General features: G+C 63.8%; 18 protein-coding genes. All 18 read right to left on the reverse strand.

Features of this window, described 5'->3' with window-relative positions; translation table 11 throughout:
- Position 1: 1 nt before the first annotated feature.
- Positions 2 to 820 (reverse strand): DNA-methyltransferase, encoded by an 819-nt coding sequence (locus ACSUZJ_RS00595; protein ID WP_499412354.1) that lies wholly within the window; start codon positions 818 to 820, stop codon positions 2 to 4.
- Complete coding sequence (gene hisD, locus ACSUZJ_RS00600; RefSeq protein WP_499412356.1) at positions 817 to 2,136, reverse strand: histidinol dehydrogenase; 1,320 nt, start codon at positions 2,134 to 2,136, stop codon at positions 817 to 819. The genes ACSUZJ_RS00595 and hisD overlap by 4 nt, the downstream gene beginning before the upstream one ends.
- A gap of 14 nt (positions 2,137 to 2,150) precedes the next feature.
- Complete coding sequence (gene hisG / locus ACSUZJ_RS00605) at positions 2,151 to 2,843, reverse strand: ATP phosphoribosyltransferase (RefSeq protein ID WP_499412357.1); 693 nt, start codon at positions 2,841 to 2,843, stop codon at positions 2,151 to 2,153.
- A 7-nt stretch (positions 2,844 to 2,850) separates the two neighbouring features.
- A complete protein-coding gene (gene murA, locus ACSUZJ_RS00610) occupies positions 2,851 to 4,101 on the reverse strand; it encodes a UDP-N-acetylglucosamine 1-carboxyvinyltransferase (RefSeq protein WP_499412359.1) in 1,251 nt (416 codons plus the stop codon).
- Between the two features lie 2 nt (positions 4,102 to 4,103).
- The gene (locus tag ACSUZJ_RS00615) at positions 4,104 to 4,340 is read right to left on the reverse strand and encodes a BolA family protein (RefSeq protein WP_499412360.1); all 237 of its coding nucleotides are present in this window, start codon (positions 4,338 to 4,340) and stop codon (positions 4,104 to 4,106) included.
- Positions 4,341 to 4,398: 58 nt separating this feature from the next.
- The gene (locus ACSUZJ_RS00620; protein ID WP_499416663.1) at positions 4,399 to 5,121 is read right to left on the reverse strand and encodes an ABC transporter permease; all 723 of its coding nucleotides are present in this window, start codon (positions 5,119 to 5,121) and stop codon (positions 4,399 to 4,401) included.
- A gap of 41 nt (positions 5,122 to 5,162) precedes the next feature.
- Positions 5,163 to 6,104, reverse strand: coding sequence for an ABC transporter ATP-binding protein (locus tag ACSUZJ_RS00625; protein WP_499412361.1), 942 nt, complete (start codon positions 6,102 to 6,104; stop codon positions 5,163 to 5,165).
- 329 nt (positions 6,105 to 6,433) lie between these two features.
- Positions 6,434 to 6,709: an STAS domain-containing protein gene (locus tag ACSUZJ_RS00630; RefSeq protein ID WP_499412362.1), complete on the reverse strand. Its 276-nt coding sequence runs from the start codon at positions 6,707 to 6,709 to the stop codon at positions 6,434 to 6,436.
- Between the two features lie 3 nt (positions 6,710 to 6,712).
- Positions 6,713 to 7,360 (reverse strand): MlaC/ttg2D family ABC transporter substrate-binding protein, encoded by a 648-nt coding sequence (locus ACSUZJ_RS00635; protein WP_499412364.1) that lies wholly within the window; start codon positions 7,358 to 7,360, stop codon positions 6,713 to 6,715.
- 80 nt (positions 7,361 to 7,440) lie between these two features.
- A complete protein-coding gene (locus ACSUZJ_RS00640; RefSeq protein ID WP_499412366.1) occupies positions 7,441 to 8,232 on the reverse strand; it encodes an MlaA family lipoprotein in 792 nt (263 codons plus the stop codon).
- Positions 8,229 to 8,702: an outer membrane lipid asymmetry maintenance protein MlaD gene (gene mlaD, locus ACSUZJ_RS00645; RefSeq protein ID WP_499412368.1), complete on the reverse strand. Its 474-nt coding sequence runs from the start codon at positions 8,700 to 8,702 to the stop codon at positions 8,229 to 8,231. The genes ACSUZJ_RS00640 and mlaD overlap by 4 nt, the downstream gene beginning before the upstream one ends.
- A gap of 50 nt (positions 8,703 to 8,752) precedes the next feature.
- Positions 8,753 to 9,538, reverse strand: a complete 786-nt coding sequence (gene mlaE / locus ACSUZJ_RS00650; protein WP_499412370.1) for a lipid asymmetry maintenance ABC transporter permease subunit MlaE — start codon at positions 9,536 to 9,538, stop codon at positions 8,753 to 8,755.
- Entirely contained in the window at positions 9,535 to 10,338 is an 804-nt protein-coding gene (locus tag ACSUZJ_RS00655) for an ABC transporter ATP-binding protein (protein WP_499412372.1), read from the reverse strand. The genes mlaE and ACSUZJ_RS00655 overlap by 4 nt, the downstream gene beginning before the upstream one ends.
- Before the next feature lie 359 nt (positions 10,339 to 10,697).
- Positions 10,698 to 12,161 (reverse strand): glutamate synthase subunit beta, encoded by a 1,464-nt coding sequence (locus ACSUZJ_RS00660; protein WP_499412374.1) that lies wholly within the window; start codon positions 12,159 to 12,161, stop codon positions 10,698 to 10,700.
- A 141-nt stretch (positions 12,162 to 12,302) separates the two neighbouring features.
- Positions 12,303 to 17,024: a glutamate synthase-related protein gene (locus tag ACSUZJ_RS00665; RefSeq protein WP_499412376.1), complete on the reverse strand. Its 4,722-nt coding sequence runs from the start codon at positions 17,022 to 17,024 to the stop codon at positions 12,303 to 12,305.
- 301 nt (positions 17,025 to 17,325) lie between these two features.
- Positions 17,326 to 18,030 carry a transposase gene (locus tag ACSUZJ_RS00670; protein ID WP_499412378.1) on the reverse strand — a complete coding sequence of 235 codons (705 nt, stop codon included), beginning with the start codon at positions 18,028 to 18,030 and terminating at the stop codon, positions 17,326 to 17,328.
- A 221-nt stretch (positions 18,031 to 18,251) separates the two neighbouring features.
- On the reverse strand, positions 18,252 to 18,932 hold the full coding sequence (locus ACSUZJ_RS00675; protein ID WP_499412380.1) for a response regulator transcription factor: 681 nt from the start codon (positions 18,930 to 18,932) through the stop codon (positions 18,252 to 18,254).
- Positions 18,929 to 20,134, reverse strand: coding sequence for a PAS domain-containing sensor histidine kinase (locus ACSUZJ_RS00680; protein ID WP_499416665.1), 1,206 nt, complete (start codon positions 20,132 to 20,134; stop codon positions 18,929 to 18,931). The genes ACSUZJ_RS00675 and ACSUZJ_RS00680 overlap by 4 nt, the downstream gene beginning before the upstream one ends.
- Positions 20,135 to 20,231: the final 97 nt, after the last annotated feature.

Raw genomic sequence — 20,231 nt, forward strand, 5'->3', positions numbered from 1 at the left:
CTCACTCCTCGGTGGCGGCGCGGGCGGCGCGCGCGATGCTCTTGCGTTTCTTGATGGTGGGTAGCGGGTCGGGGGCGGCAAGACGCGCCTCGATGATCTCGCAATACGCCGGATTGAGTTCAAATCCGGCAAACTGCCGGCCCAGGCGCTTGGCCGCGATCGCCGTGGTGCCGCTGCCCATGAAGGGGTCGAGCACCACGCCGCCCGGCGGGCAGGACGCCTTGATCATGCGCTCGATGATCTCGAGCGGTTTTTGCGTGGGATGGTCGGCGCGCTCCGGATGCTCGCGGTGCAGGCGCGACACGCTCCACAGGTCTTTCGGGTTGTAGCCGACTTCCAGCCACTTGGCGCCGACGAAGATCGAACGCGTGCGCGCCTTCTTGGTCGCCTCGTCGTAGGGCACGCGCACCGCGTCGAGATCGAAGTAGTAATCCTTGCGGTTCACGAAAAAGCCGATGGTGTCGTGCACCGACGAGAAGCTGCGCACGCTGCCGCCCATCGAGGGCACGCGGCGGTCCCAGATGATCTCGTTCATCATCGTCATGCGTTTTTTCAGCATGACAAAGATCTCGGGCGCAAAACGCCAGGTGAGGAAGATATACAGGCTGCCATTGGCCTTCAGCTTGGGCAGCGCCGCGTCGATCCACTGCTCGGTCCAGGCCAGGTAAGCCTCGACGCTCTGCTGGTCCGAGGCGTTGCCGTAGTCCTTGCCGAGGTTATAAGGCGGGTCGGTCAGGATCAGGTCAACGGATCCATCCGGAATGCGCGCCAGACCTTCGAGCGCATCCTCGCAGAAGACCTGGTTGACCCAGTCCGTCATGACTGCTGTTTTTTCAAACGCAGTTCCGCGCTGCGCGCGTGCGCCTGCAGTCCTTCGCCATAGGCCAGTTCGGCAGCAACCTTGCCGAGCGTCTGGGCGCCCGCTTCGCTCACCTGGATCACCGAGGAGCGCTTCTGGAAGTCGTACACGCCCAGCGGCGACGAGAAGCGCGCCGTGCGCGAGGTCGGCAGCACGTGGTTCGGGCCGCAGCAATAATCTCCCAGCGACTCCGACGAAAAGCGGCCCAGGAACATGGCGCCGGCGTGGCGGATCTGCTCGGCCCACTGCTGCGGGTTCTCGGCCGAGATCTCGAGGTGCTCGGCGGCGATGTCGTTGGCGATCGCGCAGGCCTCCGCCATGTCGCGCACTTTTACCAGGGCGCCGCGGTCGGTGAGCGAGGTCGTGATGGTTTCATGACGCGGCATGGTCGGCAGCAGCTTGTGGATGCTCGCCTCGACCTGCGCGATGTAGTCCGCGTCCGGGCACAGCAGGATGGCCTGGGCCAATTCGTCGTGCTCGGCCTGCGAGAACAGGTCCATGGCCACCCAATCCGGGTCGGTCGTGCCGTCGCACAGCACCAGGATCTCCGAGGGACCGGCGATCATGTCGATGCCGACCGTGCCGAACACGCGGCGCTTGGCGGCGGCGACATAGGCGTTGCCCGGGCCGACGATTTTATCGACTGCCGGAATCGTCGCGGTGCCGTAGGCCAGCGCGCCCACTGCCTGGGCGCCGCCGATGGTGATCACGCGCGTCACGCCTGCGATCGCCGCGGCGGCCAGCACCATCTGGTTCTTGACGCCGTCCGGGGTCGGCACCACCATGACGATTTCCTTCACGCCCGCCACCTGCGCAGGAATGGCGTTCATCAGCACCGACGAAGGATAGGCGGCCTTGCCGCCCGGGACGTAGATGCCGACACGGTCCAGCGGCGTCACGCGCTGGCCCAGCACGGTGCCGTCAGGCTCGGTGTAGGTAAAGCCGTTCAGCTCGCCCTTCTGGCGCTCGTGGAAGACGCGGATGCGCTCGGCCGCCACCTGCAGCGCGGCGCGTTGCGCTTCCGGCAGCGCCGCCAGGGCGGCCTGCAGTTCTTCCTGCGTCAGGTCGAAGTCGGCGATGCTCGCCGCATTCACGCGGTCAAAACGGTTGGTGTACTCCAGCACGGCAGCATCGCCGCGCAACTTGACGTCGGCGAGGATCTTCGCCACCGCGGTTTCGATCGCATCGTCGGTGGCGGCTTCGAAAGCGAGCAGCGTATGCAGCTGCTGCCTGAAATTCGCGTCGGTGGAATCGAGTTTGCGGATTTGAACTGCCATGATGTTTTACCTTGTTACTTCGTGTTGATGCCGGACGCGCCACGTGAGGCGCGCTCGAACGCTTCGATGATGGGTTGCAGGCGCTCGCGCTTGAGTTTCAATGCGGCCTGGTTGACGACGAGACGCGAGGAGATGTCCATGATCTTCTCGACTTCGACCAGGTTGTTGGCGCGCAGGGTGCCGCCGGTCGAGACCACGTCGACGATGGCATCCGACAGCCCGACCAGGGGCGCCAGCTCCATCGAGCCGTACAGCTTGATCAGGTCGACGTGCACGCCCTTGCTGGCGAAGTGCTCGCGCGCGGTGTGCACGAACTTGGTGGCCACGCGCAGGCGCGCGCCCTGGCGCACGGCGGTTTCGTAGTCGAAGCCGGCGTTCACCGCCACCGACATGCGGCAGCAGGCGATGTTCAGGTCGACCGGCTGGTACAGGCCTTCGCCGCCATGCTCGAGCAGCACGTCCTTGCCGGCCACGCCGAAGTCGGCCGCGCCGTATTGCACATAGGTCGGCACGTCGGTGGCGCGCACGATCAGCACGCGCACCAGCGGGTCGTTGGTGGCCAGGATCAGCTTGCGCGAGGTTTCCGGGTTTTCGGTGACGGTGATGCCGGCGCTTTCCAGCAGCGGCAGCGTGTCCTCGAAAATGCGGCCCTTGGACAGGGCCAGGATCAGGCCCGGTTCCGTCATCGATTGGGTTGCGATGGTCATACAGGCCTTATTTGATGCGCACGATGTCGGCGCCGACCGCGGACAACTTGACTTCCATGCGGTCGTAGCCACGGTCGAGGTGATAGATGCGGTCGACGATCGTCGTGCCTTCGGCCGCCATGCCGGCAATGACCAGCGAAGCCGATGCGCGCAGGTCGGTCGCCATCACCGGCGCGCCGATCAGGCGGTCCACGCCCTTGATGAAGGCGGTGTTGCCTTCGGTCGAAATGAAGGCGCCGAGGCGATTCATCTCCTGCACGTGCATGAAGCGGTTCTCGAAGATGGTCTCGGTCACGCGGCTCGGGCCGGCGGCGATGGTGTTCACCGCCATGAACTGGGCCTGCATGTCGGTCGGGAAGCCCGGATACTCCGTGGTGCGGAAGGACACCGGTTGCGGACGGCCATCCATGCGCGCGCGGATCGTGTCGCTGCCGACTTCCATCTGCAGGCCGACTTCGCGCAGCTTGTCGAGCGCGACATCAAAAATGTCGGTGCGGGTCTTGGTCAGCACGATGTCGCCGCCGGTGGCAGCCACCGCGCACAGGAAGGTGGCGGCTTCGATGCGGTCCGAGATCACGGCGTGCTTCGCGCCATGCAGGCTTTCCACGCCCTGGATCACCAGGCGGTCGGTGCCGATGCCTTCGATCTTCGCGCCCATCGCCACCAGCAGGTTGGCCAGATCGGTCACTTCCGGTTCGCGCGCGGCGTTTTCGAGAATCGTCTCGCCTTCGGCCAGGGTCGCGGCCATCAGGAGGTTCTCGGTGCCGGTCACGGTGATCATGTCGGTCAGGATGCGCGCGCCCTTGAGCTTTTTCGCCCTGGCATGGATGTAGCCGCCTTCGATCGTGATCTCGGCGCCCATCTGGCGCAGGCCCTTGATGTGCTGGTCGACCGGGCGCGAACCGATGGCGCAGCCGCCCGGCAGCGAGACCTTGGCTTCGCCGAAGCGCGCCAGCAGCGGGCCCAGCACCAGGATCGAGGCGCGCATGGTCTTCACCAGCTCGTACGGCGCTTCCAGGCTGGTGATGCTGGCGCCGTTCAGGGTGACGTTCTCGTCGTCCTGGCTCACCTTCAGGCCGGTCTGCTCGAGCAGCTTGAGGATGGTCTTCACGTCGTGCAGGCGCGGCACGTTGGTCAGTTCGACATCACCGGCGGTGAGCAGGCCCGCGCACAGGATCGGCAGCGCCGCGTTCTTGGCGCCCGACACCGGGATCTCGCCGTGCAGGCGCTTGCCGCCGACAATCTGGAGCTTGTCCATGCTTATCCTTGGTACTCTTCAGGGGTGAGGGTCTTCATCGACAGCGCGTGGATCTCTTCGCGCATGCGGTCGCCCAGCGCGGCGTACACCAGCTGGTGGCGCTGGATCGGGCGCTTGCCGGCAAAGGCCGGCGAGACGATCAGGGCCGTGAAGTGCTGGCCGTCGCCTTCCACCTGCAGGTGGGTGCATTCGAGGCCGTTGCTGATGTAGCTGTGGATCAGTTCGGGGGTGGTCGCCACGATAATTCCTAGTTAAATAGCTTTGATAAGTAAGCTTTGATGCGTTGCTTGGTGCGGTTCAGTGGCGCAGCTTGTAGCCGTGCCGGAGCAGGTTGATCGCCACCGCCGCCAGCACCGCGAAGAACGCGGACACGATGGCGAGGCTGGTCCACGGCGAGATGTCGGACTGGCCGAAGAAGCCGTGGCGGAACCCGTCAATCATATAAAAGAACGGGTTGAAATGCGAGACTGCCTGCCAGAATGCGGGCAGCGAGTGGATCGAATAGAACACTCCCGCCAGGAAGGTTGCCGGCATGATCAGGAAATTCTGGAACGCGGCCAGCTGGTCGAATTTATCGGCCCAGATACCCGCGATCACGCCCAGCGTGCCGAGAATGGCCGCGCCCAGCACCGCGAACACGACGATCCACAGCGGCGCGGCAAAGCTCAGGTGGGCGAACCAGGCGGTAATCGCGAACACGCCGGCGCCGACCACCAGGCCGCGCACCACCGAGGCCGACACATAGGCCAGCAGGATTTCCCAGTGCGACAGCGGCGGCAGCAGGATGAACACCAGGTTGCCGGTAATCTTGGACTGGATCAGCGATGAGGACGAGTTGGCAAACGCGTTCTGCAGCACGCTCATCATCACCAGGCCGGGAATCAGGAAGGCGGTGTAGCTTACGCCCGGATAGACCTCGACCCGGCCCTCGAGCACGTGGCCGAAGATCAGCAAATAGAGCATGGCGGTCAGGATCGGCGCGGCAATGGTTTGCGTGGCGACTTTCCAGAAACGCAGCATCTCCTTGTAGAACAGGGTACGGAAACCGACAGAAACGAAATTCACAGTGCACCCTTTCCGGCTTTGGCATCGCCCATGATTTGCAGGAAGATGTCTTCCAGGTCGGCTTGCTGCAACTGCATCTCGTCGACCACGGCGCCGCTTTCGCGCAGGCGCGCCAGGATAGCTTCGACCTCGCCCGGCGCATTGATGCGCAGGCTGTAGCGGTTGCCCTTGCCGCCGTCGTGACCATCGTGTTCGTCGTGCGACACGAGGTGGCGCAGGCCCTCCGGCAATGTTCCCTGCTTCAGGTGCACGATCAGCTGCGAGCCGGACACGCGGCGCAGCAGGCCCTGCATGGTGTCGAGCGCGACCACCTGGCCGAGTTTCAGCATGGCCACGCGCTGGCACATGGCCTCGGCTTCTTCCAGGTAGTGGGTGGTGAGGACGACCGTATGGCCTTCGCGGTTCAGGCGCGAGATGAACTTCCACAGCGTCTGGCGCAGTTCGACGTCGACGCCGGCGGTCGGCTCGTCGAGCACGATGACCGGCGGCTTGTGCACCAGCGCCTGGGCCACCAGCACGCGCCGCTTCATGCCGCCCGACAGGGCGCGCATGTTGACGTCGGCCTTGTTCGTGAGGTCGAGGTTCTCCATGACCTCGTCGATCCACTTGTCGTTGTTCTTGATGCCGAAGTAGCCCGACTGCAGGCGCAGGGTCTCGCGCACGGTGAAGAACGGGTCGAACACCAGTTCCTGCGGCACCACGCCGAGTTTCTTGCGCGCCTCGCGGAAGTCGGACACCACGTCATGGCCGTGGATCCTGACGCTGCCGACGTCCGGCCGGATCAGGCCGGCGATGGTGGAAATCAGGGTGGTCTTGCCGGCGCCATTCGGGCCCAGCAGGCCGAAGAACTCGCCTTGTTCGATGTTCAGGGAAACGCCCTTGAGGGCCTTGAAGCCCTTGTAGCTTTTCTCGACGCTGTCTATCTGGATCGCTGTCATTCTTGTTCGGAGTGGGCCGCAACGCGGGCGCGTGCGTGCCGGGCGGGGAAACGACCCATTATAGGGGAAATCGTCAATGCAAGAGCTTGGGGGAATGAGACGGCGGCGGTGACCGTAGGGTGGGCACGCTGTGCCCACCGGGACGGCGCGTCATTGGCGACGGTTGTGCCAAAGATAAAGTTTAACAACCGATCAGGTTCTGAGGGCAAATCGATAACGCATCAGGCCAAAACAAGCGTTATCGACGGCGGACCCATTTGACGCGCCGCGGGTAGGCGAAGTTTACGCGTGGGCACGGCGTGCCCACCCTACGAAACGCCGCAGGGCGCTCAGCTCCGTTCCAGCACCCCGTCCAGGCCATACAGATTGATCAGCGAATCGATATTCGCCGGCACATTGATGAATGTAAGCTTCTGCCCTGCATCGCGCGCCTGGCGCTGCCAGGCGAGCAGCAGGGCGACGCCGGACGAATCGACGGCGCGCACGCCGCCCAGGTCGAACACGGTTTCGCCGGCCCGGATCGCCGCAATGCCCTGCTCCAGCGCCGCGTTGGCGTTCTGGAAAGTCAGGGCGTCGAGCGAGAGCATGGGATTTGCTTCTGCCATCGATTACTTCGGCGCCTTCAGCGGCTTGTTGGCCAGCTGGCGGTTACGCTCGGCCAGGCGGTTGATCAGGCCATCGATGCCGGATTTGTTGATCTCGGCGGTGAAGGTGCCCTTGTAGGTCTCGACCAGCCAGGCGCCCAGCACGTTGATGTCGTAGATCTTCCAGCCCTGGTTGCCCTTGGCCAGGCGGTAGTTCAGGGTGATCGGCTCGCCGCGGGCGACGTTCACCTGCGAACGCACTTCGACGTCGGTGTCTTCCGGGCTCGAACGCATCGGCTTGAACTCGACGGTTTCGTTCTTGATCTGCGACAGCGCGCCCGAGTAGGTGTACACCAGCAGCGTGCGGAATTCTTCCGACAGGCGCTTTTGCTGTTCCGGGGTGGCCTGGCGCCAGAAGCGGCCGGCTGCCTGCGCGGTCATTTTTTCGGCATCGACGTGCGGCAGGATCTTCGAATTGACCAGCTCCATGATCTTGGCGCGGTTGCCGGCCTGGATGTCCTTGTCGGCCTTGACGGTCTCGATGACGTCGGCGCTGATGCGCTTGACCAGCACGTCAGGGGCTTCGGCGGTGGCCGGCGCCGGAGCGGCGATCACGCTGGTGGCAAAGGCAACGGAGGCAACGGTGGCGATGAGGTGGGCGATTGGTTTCATTGGGCTCTCTTTTCTGTTCGTTGGCATCTCCGGCCGGGCGCCGCGTCAGGCGGGGCTCCTTGCCGGAATCTTTTTGACCATTACTGCTGCGTCTTCTCGGGCGACGCCGGTTCCGGCACGGCCTGGGTGTTCGAGGTCGGCTCGTCCCCGGCATCGTCCTGTGCGCGCTCGCTTTCGCCGTCGCGCACCTGGCTCTGGCGGCGCTGCAGGAAGCCGTCACGGATGAATTCGTAACGGTCCAGCGCCGCTTCCTCCATCAGGTTCGATGCATCGAGGACCGCAGCGCGCGTGTCGACGACGCGCACGCCGGTACCGATGTTGCGCCAGTTGGCGGGATTCTTGTGGTTCCAGGGATCTCCCCACAGGTCTGCCGGCAACGCGGTGGTGTCACGTACCGTAGATGGGCCGAAAATCGGCAACATCAAGTAGGGACCGGAAGGAACACCCCAGTAACCCAGCGTCTGGCCGAAATCTTCGTCGTGCTTCTGCAGGCCGGCCTCCGAGGCGATGTCGAGCAGGCCGACGATGCCGAAGGTCGAGTTCAGCGCAAAGCGCGTGAAGTCGGTCATGCCGGCTTCGCCCTTGCCCTGCAGGATGTTGTTGACGGCGCTCCAGGCATCCGACAGGTTGCCGAAAAAGTTGCCGACACCGGTCTGGACGAAGCCAGGGGTGACATTCTTGTAGGCGGTCGCGGCCGGCTTCAGGGCGACACGGTCGACCGTGTCGTTGAAGGCGAAGCTGGCCCGGTTGAATTTCTCGAGCGGGTCCTGCGGATTGCTGGGCGCCGCGCAGCCGGACAGCACGGCGCAGGCGGCTATCGCCAGGGCCAGGCCGCGGGACCGCGGCAGGGTCATCATGTTCTTGCTTTTCATTCGCTGCCATCCTTTCCTTCGGCAGCCTTGCTGTAGATGAACTGGTTGATCAGGTCTTCCAGCACGGTCGCCGATTGCGTACGGTTGATTCGATCGCCGTCGACGAGGTTGTTGGTGTCGCCGCCCGGTTCGATGCCAATGTATTGCTCGCCCAACAAGCCTGCAGTCAGGATCTTGAGCGACGAATCTTTCGGGAAATGGTAGCTTTGGTCCAGATCGAGGCGCACCTGCGCCTGATAGGTCTTGTCGTCGAAAGTAATGTCGCCTACGCGACCCACCACGACACCGGCGCTCTTGACCGGCGCCTGTGGCTTCAATCCACCAATGTTATCGAACTTACCAGTAACGGCATACGTGTCAGTGAAGGAGAGCGAGCTCATGTTTCCTGCCTGGAGGGCCAGGAACAGAACGGCGGCAGCGCCCAACAGGACAAACAGGCCGACCCAGACGTCGATGATTTTGCGATGCATAGTATTTCCTAGTCTTCAGGCCGTCTGTGCGCGGCCAAACGAAACGATTTTTATTGTGGGGTGAACATCAGGGCGGTCATGACGAAGTCCAGGCCCAGGACCAGCAGCGAAGCGATGACGACGGTACGGGTCGTCGCGCGCGCCACGTCGGCCGGGGTCGGCTTCACGTGGTAGCCCTGGAACAGTGCAGTGAACGTCACGGCAACACCGAAGACGAAACTCTTGATGATGCTGCTGATCACGTCACGCTGGACATCCACGCCGGCCTGCATCTGCGACCAGAACGCGCCTTCATCCAGGCTGAGCAGTTTGACGGCGACCAGGTAGCTGCCCATGATGCCGACAGCCGAGAACACGGCGGCCAGCACCGGCATGGCGATGACGCCGCCCCAGAAACGGGGCGCCAGGACGCGCTGCACCGGGTTCACCGCCATCATTTCCATGGCCGACAGCTCGTCGTTCGACTTCATCAGGCCGATCTCCGCGGTCAGCGAGGTGCCGGCACGGCCCGCGAACAGCAGCGCCGTCACGACCGGACCGAGTTCGCGGATCAGCGACAGGGCCGTCAGGGAACCGAGCTTTTCCTCGGCGCCGAACTGGATCAGGTTGACGTAGAACTGCAGGCCCAGCACCAGGCCGACGAACAGGCCGGACACGATCGTGATGACCAGCGAGTAATTGCCGATGAAGTGGATCTGCTCGGAAATCAGGGTTGGACGACGGAAGGCCCCCAGCGAGAAACGCAGCAGGGTGAAGAAGGCGCGCGTGGCGAAGCCCAGGCTTTCGATCGACTCGCGCACGGTGCGGCCGGCCGCCTCGAAGAAATTCAGGATCATCGCTGCGCTCCCAGGCCCAGGTCGTCGGCAAGCGGCTTGCCCGGATAATGGAAGGGCACGGGTCCGTCGGGCTCGGCGTTCACGAACTGCTTCACGTAAGGGTCGGTCGACACGCGCAGCTCGGCCGGCGTGCCTTCGGCGACGATTTTGCCCGCTGACATGAAGTAGACATAGTCGGCAATCGCAAAGGTCTCGTTGACGTCGTGCGAGACCAGGATCGAGGTCGAGCCGAGTGCGTCGTTCAGGTTGCGGATCAGGTTGGCGGTAACGCCCATCGAAATCGGGTCGAGGCCGGCGAACGGCTCGTCGTACATGATCAGTTCCGGGTCGAGCGCAATCGCGCGCGCCACGCCGACGCGGCGTGCCATGCCGCCGGAAATCTCGCGCGGCTTGAGCTTGTGCGCATTGCGCAGGCCAACGGCGTTCAGCTTCATCAGCACGAGGTCGCGGATCATTTCTTCGGACAGGTCGGTATGCTCGCGCAGCGGAAAAGCGACGTTGTCGAAGATCGTCAAGTCATTGAACAGGGCGCCGAACTGGAACAGCATGCCCATGCGGCGGCGCAGCCGGTACAGGCCTTTGGTGTTGAGCTGATGCACGACCTCGCCGCCGACCCGCACTTCGCCGCGCTGCGGACGAATCTGTCCGCCAATCAGGCGCAGCACCGTGGTCTTGCCGCAGCCGGATCCGCCCATGACGGCAATCAGCTTGCCGCGCGGGAAGTCCATGCGCAGGTTCGACAGGATCTTCCGATCACCGTAGCCGAACTCGAGATCGCGTATTTCTACTAGGTTAGACACAGAGGGTTATTCGGTTTTGGGGAATCCCGTATTGTAGTGCAGAAACGGCAACCGCTGCTTGAGGCACCTCGGTTTCGACAGGGCCGCCGACGTGAGATTACAACACAAATAACCCGTGAGTCAGCTATTTAAAGTTGCAAGTAATTGTTTTTTCGAAGATATGCATATATGGCAACATTTCGATTTATTGTCTTGAGTCAACATTTGTAATCCTGCTGAACAATTCGCCCACACGCGTCGACGCTGGCTTGGCGCTCCCTTCTGCGGCGATTTCGCTCCGTCCATATGGACCGAGAACGACATCCTGATGACAAAAAGGGCGCACCCGGTGCGCCCTTTTCCAACCATCAGCTCATCGCTCAGCGCGGCAGCACCGACGATCCCATCAGGAACTCGTCGACCGCCCGCGCGCACTGGCGTCCTTCGCGGATCGCCCATACGACCAGGGACTGGCCGCGGCGCATGTCGCCGGCGACGAAGACTTTCGGCACCGAGGTCTGGTAGGCGTTTTCCCCCTCGACCGTGGCGCGGGCGTTGCCGCGGCCATCCTTCTGCACGCCGAAGGCGTCCAGCACCTGCTGCACCGGCGATACAAAACCCATCGCCAGGAACACGAGGTCGGCCTTGATCTCGAATTCCGAGTCCGGCACTTCGCTCATCTTGCCGTCCTTCCACTCGACATGGCAGGCAACCAGCTTTTCCAGCTTGCCGTTCTTGCCCTCGAAGCGCTTGGTGGCGACGGCGAAGTCGCGCTGGCAGCCCTCTTCGTGCGAGGACGAGGTGCGCAGCTTGGTCGGCCAGTAGGGCCAGACCAGGGGCTTGTTTTCCTGCTCGGGCGGCATCGGCATCAGCTCGAACTGGGTGATCGACGCGGCGCCGTGGCGGTTCGAGGTGCCGACGCAGTCGGAACCGGTGTCGCCGCCGCCGATCACGACCACGTGCTTAGCCGTAGCCTTGATCTGGTCCTTCAGCTTGTCGCCGGCATTCACGCGGTTTTGCTGGGGCAGGAAGTCCATCGCGAAATGCACACCCTTCAGGTCGCGGCCCGGCACGGGTAAATCGCGCGGCTGCTCGGCGCCACCGGCCATGACGACGGCGTCGAACTGCGCGGCCAGGTCTTCCGGGAAGATGGTGTCGCGCGCCATGTTGCTGACCGTGGTCGGGAAGTCCTTGCCGATCAGGACGCCGGTGCGGAAGCTCACGCCCTCGGCCTGCATCTGTTCGATGCGACGGTCGATCAGGCCCTTCTCCATCTTGAAGTCAGGAATGCCGTAGCGCAGCAGGCCGCCGATGCGGTCGCTCTTCTCGAAGACGGTCACGTCGTGGCCGGCGCGCGCCAGCTGCTGGGCGGCGGCCAGGCCCGCGGGACCGGAGCCGACCACGGCGACCTTCTTGCCGGTTTTCACACTTGGCGGCTGCGGCACGACCCAGCCGTGTTCCCAGGCCGTATCCGCGATCTTGCGCTCGATCGACTTGATGCCGACCGGGTCATTGTTGATGTTCAGGGTGCACGAGGCTTCGCAAGGCGCCGGGCAGATGCGGCCGGTGACCTCGGGGAAGTTATTCGTCGAGTGCAGGTTGTCGATCGCGCCGCGGTAGTTGCCGTGGTAGACCAGGTCGTTCCAGTCCGGGATCATGTTATTGACCGGACAGCCGGTGTTGCAGAACGGGATGCCGCAATCCATGCAGCGTGCGCCCTGCACTTTGGCCTGGCTATCGCTCAGGGTGAGGACGAATTCCTTGTAGTTCTTGACGCGTGCGGCAGGTTCCAGGTGGTCTTCTTCCTGCCGTTGAAATTCCATGAAGCCGGTGATTTTGCCCATGCTGTTTTTTCCTTGTATTCGTGCCAAAGATCGGCGCCGTATTCTGCGCGGCTGCGCTCATGCTGGTTGGACGCGTGGACGGCGGAGCCGTCCACCCTACGGGTCGGTGCGAACGCATCGACGGAAGATGCGTTCGCGCACTTACGCCGCGAGTTCGATCTTGTCGTTGGCTTCTTCCATGCTGCTGTTGTGCATCTCTTCCAGCGCGCGCTTGTATTCGGTCGGGAAGACCTTCACGAACTTGCCGCGGCTGTTGGCCCAGTCGTCGAGCAGGTTGCGTGCGCGGGTCGAACCCGTGTGCTTGAAGTGGCGCTCGATCAGGCGGCGCAGGATGACCTCATCCGACTCGCGCTCGCCGTTGCGGGTCTGGCTGTGCCAGCCCGAAACGTCGCCCTGCTCTTTCGTCGACACCACGCGCTCGAGGTTGACCATGGTCGTGTTGCAGCGCGCCTCGAATTCGTTCTTCGGATCGTAGACATAGGCCACGCCGCCCGACATGCCCGCCGCGAAGTTGCGGCCGGTCTCGCCCAGCACCACGACCGTGCCGCCGGTCATGTATTCGCAGCCGTGGTCGCCCAGGCCCTCCACCACTGCCGTCGCGCCGGAGTTACGCACCGCGAAGCGTTCGCCGGCCACGCCGTTGAAGAAGGCTTCGCCCGAAATCGCGCCATACAGCACGGTGTTGCCGACGATGATGTTGTCGACCGCCCAGCCGCGGAATTCGGTGTTCGGACGCACGATGATGCGGCCGCCCGAGAGGCCCTTGCCGACGTAGTCGTTACCTTCACCCACCAGGTCCATCGTGATGCCGGCTGCCAGGAAGGCGCCGGCGGACTGGCCGGCCGTTCCCTGCAGCTGGATGTGGATGGTGTCGTCCGGCAGGCCGGCGTGACCATAGCGCTTGGCGACCTCACCCGACAGCATGGCGCCGACCGTGCGGTTGACATTCTTCACCGGCGAGATGAAGGAGACGCGTTCGCCCCGGTCCAGCGCCGGCCGCGCCTGCGCGATCAGCTTGTGGTCGAGCGCGCGGTCCAGACCGTGGTCCTGTACGTCGGTGTGGAACAGGTTACGTGGCGACTCAAGCTTCGGTTGGTAGAAGATCTTCGAGAAGTCCAGGCCCTGCGCCTTCCAGTGCGTGATCGCCTTCGATTTATCGAGCAGGTCCGAGCGGCCGATCAGTTCGTCGTAGGTACGGATACCCAGTTGCGCCATCAGCTGGCGCGCTTCTTCGGCGACGAAGAAGAAGTAATTCACGACGTGTTCCGGCTTGCCCTGGAACTTGGCGCGCAGCACCGGGTCCTGCGTGGCGACGCCGACCGGGCAGGTGTTCAGGTGGCACTTGCGCATCATGATGCAGCCTTCGACCACCAGCGGCGCGGTCGCGAAACCGATCTCGTCGGCGCCGAGCATGGCGGCGATCACGACGTCGCGGCCGGTCTTCATCTGGCCGTCGGCCTGGACGCGGATGCGGCTGCGCAGGCCGTTCAGGACCAGGGTCTGCTGCGTTTCCGCCAGGCCCAGTTCCCATGGGGTGCCGGCATGCTTGACCGAAGACAGCGGCGAAGCGCCGGTACCGCCGTCGTGGCCGGCAACGACCACATGGTCGGCCTTGGCCTTCGAGACGCCCGCGGCGACGGTGCCGATGCCCACTTCCGACACCAGCTTCACCGAGATCGAGGCGTTCGGGTTGGCGTTCTTGAGGTCGTGGATCAGCTGCGCCAGGTCTTCGATCGAATAGATGTCGTGGTGCGGCGGCGGAGAAATCAGGCCCACGCCCGGCACCGAGAAGCGCAGCGAGGCGATGTACTCGGAGACCTTGTGGCCCGGCAGCTGACCGCCCTCGCCCGGCTTCGCGCCCTGCGCCATCTTGATCTGGATCTGGTCGGCCGAGTTCAGGTACTCGGCGGTGACACCGAAGCGGCCCGAGGCCACCTGCTTGATCTTCGAGCGCAGCGAGTCGCCCTCTTCGAGCGGGATGTCGGCCGCGACGCGGTCGGCGCCCAGCACCGAGGCCAGGGTCTCGCCCTTGCTGATCTTGATGCCCTTGAACTCGTTCATGTAGCGGCGCGGATCTTCGCCGCCTTCACCGGTATTGCTCTTGCCGCCGATGCGGTTCATGGCGATCGCCAGGGTCGCATGGGCTTCGGTCGAGATCGAGCCGAGCGACATCGCGCCGGTAGCGAAACGCTTGACGATTTCCTTGGCCGGCTCGACTTCGTCGATCGGGATGGCCTTGCTTGGGTCGATCTTGAACTCGAACAGGCCGCGCAGGGTCAGGTGACGGCGGGTCTGCTCGTTGATCAGTTGCGCGTACTCTTTATAGGTGCTGAAGTTGTTGGCGCGGGTCGAATGCTGCAGCTTGGCGATCGCGTCCGGCGTCCACATGTGGTCTTCGCCACGCACGCGGAAGGCGTATTCGCCACCGGTGTCGAGTGCGTTGGCCAGCAGCGGATCGTTGCCGAAGGCCAGGTTGTGCAGGCGCAGCGCCTCTTCGGCCACTTCGAACAGGCCGATGCCTTCCACGGTCGACGAGGTGCCGCGGAAGTATTTGTCGACCAGCGACTTGTTCAGGCCGACCGCTTCGAAGATCTGCGCGCCGCAGTAGGACATGTAGGTCGAGATGCCCATCTTCGACATCACCTTCAGCAGGCCCTTGCCGATTGCCTTGGTGTAGTTGTACATGGCAGTCTCGGGCGCCATTTCGTGCGGCAGGTGCTGGGCCAGGTCGCTCAGGGTTTCCAGGGCGAGATACGGGTGCACGGCTTCGGCGCCATAGCCGGCCAGCAGGGCGAAGTGGTGGGTTTCACGGGCCGAGCCGGTTTCGACCACCAGGCCGGTCGAGGCGCGCAGGCCGCGGCCCACCAGGTGCTGGTGGATGGTGGAAGTGGCCAGCAGGGCGGGAATCGCGACCATGTCGCCAGAGACGGCGCGGTCCGAGACGACCAGGATGTTGTGGCCGGATTTCACCGCGTCCACCGCTTCCGCACACAGCGAGGCCAGCGAGGCTTCGATGCCCTCTTTCCCCCAGGCGACCGGATAGCAGATGTTCAGTTCATACGACTTGAACTTGCCGCCGGTGTGCAGGCTGATGTTGCGCAGGCGCGCCATGTCGTCGAAGCCCAGCACCGGCTGCGACACTTCGAGGCGCATCGGCGGGTTGACGTTGTTGGTGTCGAGCAGGTTCGGCTTCGGGCCGATGAAGGACACCAGCGACATGACCATGCTCTCGCGGATCGGGTCAATCGGCGGGTTCGTCACCTGAGCAAACAATTGTTTGAAGTAATTGTACAAAGGTTTGAGCTTGTTCGACATCACCGCCAGCGGCGAGTCGTTGCCCATGGAACCGGTCGCTTCTTCGGCCAGCACCGCCATCGGCGCCATCAGGAACTTCAGGTCTTCCTGGGTGTAGCCGAAGGCCTGCTGGCGGTCGAGCAGCGTGATCGCCGCTTTTTCGCCCTGCGCCGGGGTATCCTTGGTGCGGCTTTGCGCCAGCTGCGATTCGCTCACCTTGATTTCGTTGAGCTTGATGCGCACCGACTTGATCCAGGCTTTATAGGGCTTGGCGTTGGAATAGGTGTCTTTCAGTTCCTTGTCGTCGATGATGCGCCCTGCTTCCAGGTCGATCAGGAACATTTTCCCAGGCTGCAGGCGCCATTTCTTGACGATGCGCGATTCCGGAATCGGCAGCACGCCGGATTCGGAGGCCATGATGACCAGGTCGTCTTCGGTGACAACGTAGCGCGCCGGACGCAGGCCGTTGCGGTCCAGGGTGCCGCCGATGTGGCGGCCGTCGGTGAACGCCATCGCCGCCGGGCCGTCCCAGGGCTCCATCATCGCCGCGTGGTATTCGTAGAAAGCCTTGCGGTTGTCATCCATGGCGCTGTGGTTTTCCCAGGCTTCGGGAATCATCATCATCATGGCCTGGGCGATCGGGTAACCGGCCATCACCAGCAGCTCGAGCGCATTGTCGAAGCAGGCGGTATCGGACTGGCCCTCGTAAATCAGCGGGAACAGCTTGTTCAGGTCTTCGCCCAGCACGGCCGACTTCATCACGCCTTCACGGGCGCGGGTCCAGTTGAAGTTGCCCTTGACGGTGTTGATCTCGCCGTTGTGCGCGATCAGGCGGTACGGGTGGGCCAGCGGCCATTCCGGGAAGGTATTCGTCGAGAAGCGCTGGTGCACCAGGGCCAGGGCCGAGACGCAGCGCGGGTCCTGCAAGTCCTTGAAGTAGACGCCGACCTGGTCGGCCAGCAGCAGGCCTTTGTAGACGATGGTGCGCGCCGACATCGACGGCACGAAGAATTCCTTGCCGTGCAGGAGTTTCAGCGCCTGGATCGCGTGACCGGACGATTTACGAATGACGTAGAGCTTACGCTCGAGCGCGTCGGTGACCATGATGTCCGGGCCGCGGCCGATGAAGATCTGGCGGATCACCGGCTCCTTGGCTCTCACCGTGGGCGACATCGGCATCGTCTCGTCGACCGGCACATTGCGCCAGCCGAGCACGACCTGGCCTTCGATGCGCACGGCGCGCTCGATTTCCTGTTCGCAGGCGATGCGCGAGGCGTGCTCCTTCGGCAGGAACACCATGCCGACGCCGTATTCGCCGGGCGGCGGCAGTTCGACGCCCTGCTTGGCCATCTCGTCGCGGAAATACTGGTCGGGAATCTGGATCAGGATACCGGCGCCGTCGCCCATCAGCGGATCGGCGCCGACGGCGCCCCGGTGGTCCAGGTTCTTGAGGATCATCAGCCCCTGGTCAATGATGGAATGACTTTTGTTGCCCTTGATATGGGCGATGAATCCAACGCCGCAGGCGTCGTGTTCATTGGCGGGATCGTATAAACCTTGGGCAATCATGAAGGGCTCCACAGCTTTTTCAGGGGTTGAAGGGCGAGAATAGTGCAATGCAGCAGAGGCATCAAGCAGAACAATTAGGGTCGGAGTCGAATTAACGGATGACTTACCGCTCTTTCTTTTAATTGGGGACAGATTCAAAGCCCGTTCCAAAGCCCTTTTCCTGGCAAAATTTATTCGTGCGAGTGAAGGTGGAAAGGCAGAAGATTGCGAACAGCCCGGAATGGGCCGATGCGCCTGAATGCGTGTGTGCGGCTGTGCGGTGGGTTGAAGCCGGCGCGGCAGTGCGCCGCCCCGGCATGGGTCAAGCCGGCTCGGAGGCTGGCTTCTTGAACGGACGGCCGCGCTTGGCCGGCAGAATGCGGCGCTGGGTCTTGCGTTCGAGTTCGCGTTTGAAGGCCTCGGTGCCCAGCGGCTGGCCTTTCTGGACGGACGACGCGATCAGCGCCAGCTCGTCGGCGCCGATGCCCTGCTGGACCAGGTCGGTATAGGCGGCCTCGCGCTGGAAAGGCGTATTGCCCAGTTCCCAGAACAGCGCGTGGTCGGTGATCACAGGATCGGGGCGCAGGCCGGCATGGTGCGCGTAGCTCGACCAGGCGTAGTCGCCCGGGTCCGCCGCCTGGCCTTCGCGCGTGGGCGCGAGCTCGATGAACCGGCTGCACATCAGGAAGTGTTTGTCGGTATCGACCACCGCCGTGCGGAAGCGTCCCTCGAACAGCCCGCCCGAGCGGCCATACTTGGCGTTGTACCAGGGAACGTAGAAGCGGCCGAGCTTTTGCATCATCGCGGCCAGGCTGTCCTCGTCTGGCGGCGTGGCCAGCAAGTGCACATGGGTCGGCAGCAGGGCGTAGGCGTGGATCGCCACCTTGTAAAAGCGCCCTGCTTCCTTCAGCCAGCCGAGGAAACGGGTGTAGTCCTCGTCGTCGCGGAACACCAGTTGCGGATCGTTGGCGCGCTGGAGGATGTGATGCGGTTGCTTGGGGAGGATGAGGCGGGGTTGGCGGGCCATTGGAGCGAGACAAAGCGGTTCAGATGCGTATTCTAGCGCTACCGACTGTCTCTGTCCCCGATTATTATTTCAGGAGACGAAATTCGGCATCACTCTGTCCCGATTTTCGTAGGGTGGACACCTGTGTCCACGCGGCCTCATCGTTTGCAGGCTGTAACCGCGTTTCGACCGCGGAGCTGGCGTACCTCGTGGACTCGGGAGTCCACCCTACGAAACCCGCATTACGCCAGCGTGAACCCGGCGGACAGGCTATATCCCTCGCCATACGCGCTGCGCAGCGGCAAATCCTGCCCCAAGCCATTTCGCGCCTTCTTGCGCAGGCGATACACCAGCATGTCGACACGCCGGCTGGCGTCCGGATCGTCGCCGCCCATGCCGGCGACGATGGTCGCGCGCGGCACCGGACGGGTGTTGATCGTCAAGAGATGCAAGAAATTGAATTCCTTCTCGGTCAGATCGATCACCTTGCCGCCGAGCTCGAGCTGGCGGGCGCTGACGCGCAGGGTCCACTTGGTCGGCAGCGGCGCCGGTTCGCTCGGGCGCACGCGCCGGCCCAGCGCCTCGATGTGGGCGGCCAGTTCGGGGAACTTGATCGGCTTGGTGAGATAGTGGTCGGCGCCGAGCTGCAGGCCGAGGATGCGGTTGTCGAACGCGACGCGCCCGGTCAGCACCAGGAGCCCGATCTCGGGATACAACTGGCGCATGCGCGGAATCACGGTGAAACCGTCTTCGTCGGGCAAGCCCAGGTCCAGCACCACCACCGCCGCGGGCGTGCGCGTCAGGGCTGCCCACATTTCGCTGGCGGAGGTGGCGATCGCGACGTCATGGTCGAGTTCCCGCAGGAAGTCGGCCATGTCGCCGGCGTAGTCGCCGTTGTCTTCAACAATCAATATCTGCGTCATGGGTGGGCCACGTTCTTCGTTTTACTTGTGCCTGTCGTACCGGCAGGGGCCGTTCCCGGAATATGCGGGGGATTATCACTGCTGGGATCAAGCTGCGCAAGCGCTTTGCCCGCGCCCGCCACCGGCAGCCAGATGCGAAATTCCGCGCCGCCGCCGGCCGGTGTCACCAAATTGATCAGCCCGCCATGGTGCTCGACGATGGAGCGCGCCATGTACAGTCCCAGGCCGCTTCCCGGCAGGCCCGCGGCATGGCGGCCGCGGTAGAACTTGTCGAAGATGCGCGCCTGCTCGTCTTCGGGCACGCCGGGACCATGGTCGCGCACCGCCAGCTCGATGCCGCTGGCGGCCAGCCGGCCGCGCAGGACGATCGCGGTGGTGGCCGGCGAGAAGGTGATCGCATTGTCGACCAGGATTTTCAGCGCCAGCCGCATGCCGTCCGGTTCGCAGCGCAGCGCGGCCGGCAATTCGCCCACCTCGACGCTGGCGACGCGTCCGGCATTGCGCACCTGGCTTGCCGCTTCGTCGAGCAGGTCGCGCGGGGCGACCGAGGTCGGCTTGCGCTCGCCGCCGATCTCGGCCATGCGTTCCGGCGACAAGTAGTCGTCGAGCATCGCGATCAGGCGGTCGGTGGCCAAGGCGATCTTGCGGTAACGCTGGCGGGTCGGCTCGTCGGCGTCCTGGCAGGTCGCCTCCAGGCGCTGGATGGCGCCGTCGATGGTGGACAAGGGCGTACGGAACTCGTGATTGAGCATGCTGGCGAAGCGCTTGCGCTCGGCTTCGCGCAGGCGCCGCGGCGACAGGTCGCGCACTTGGCCGACCAGGCTGACCGGCTCGCCAGCCGCGTCGCAGATCAGTGCGGAAATGACTTCGACCGGCACCAGGTAGCCATGCGCGCCGGGCAGTTCGGTTTCGCGAACCAGGCGCAGGCGGCTGCGGTCGCCGGCGCGCAGCCGCCGCACGCGCTCCTGCATCCCCGCGCATAGGGCGGACAGGGCGCTGCCGGGCTGGTCCAGCTGGGCGGCCACCTCGACTGGGCTGTAGCCGAGCAATTGTTCGATGGAAGGGCTGACGTAACGCAGGGCGCCGCTGGCGCAATCGATACTGAACCCAATGTCGCCGCCGATTTCGGCGATGACACGGAACTGCTCGGCCAGTTCCGGGACGGCCACGCCGGAACAGTCAACGCTGGCGCTACAGTTCATCACATCCCATCCAGAAAATAAGGTGTCAGGCAGGGGCGGCAGGGCACCCTAGCCAGCGAGTATATCGTTGGCAACGCCTTTTTGTATAGATAAGCGT

Source organism: Telluria sp. B2 (assembly GCF_051789535.1).
In the GTDB taxonomy this organism is placed as follows: Bacteria; Pseudomonadota; Gammaproteobacteria; order Burkholderiales; family Burkholderiaceae_D; genus Telluria.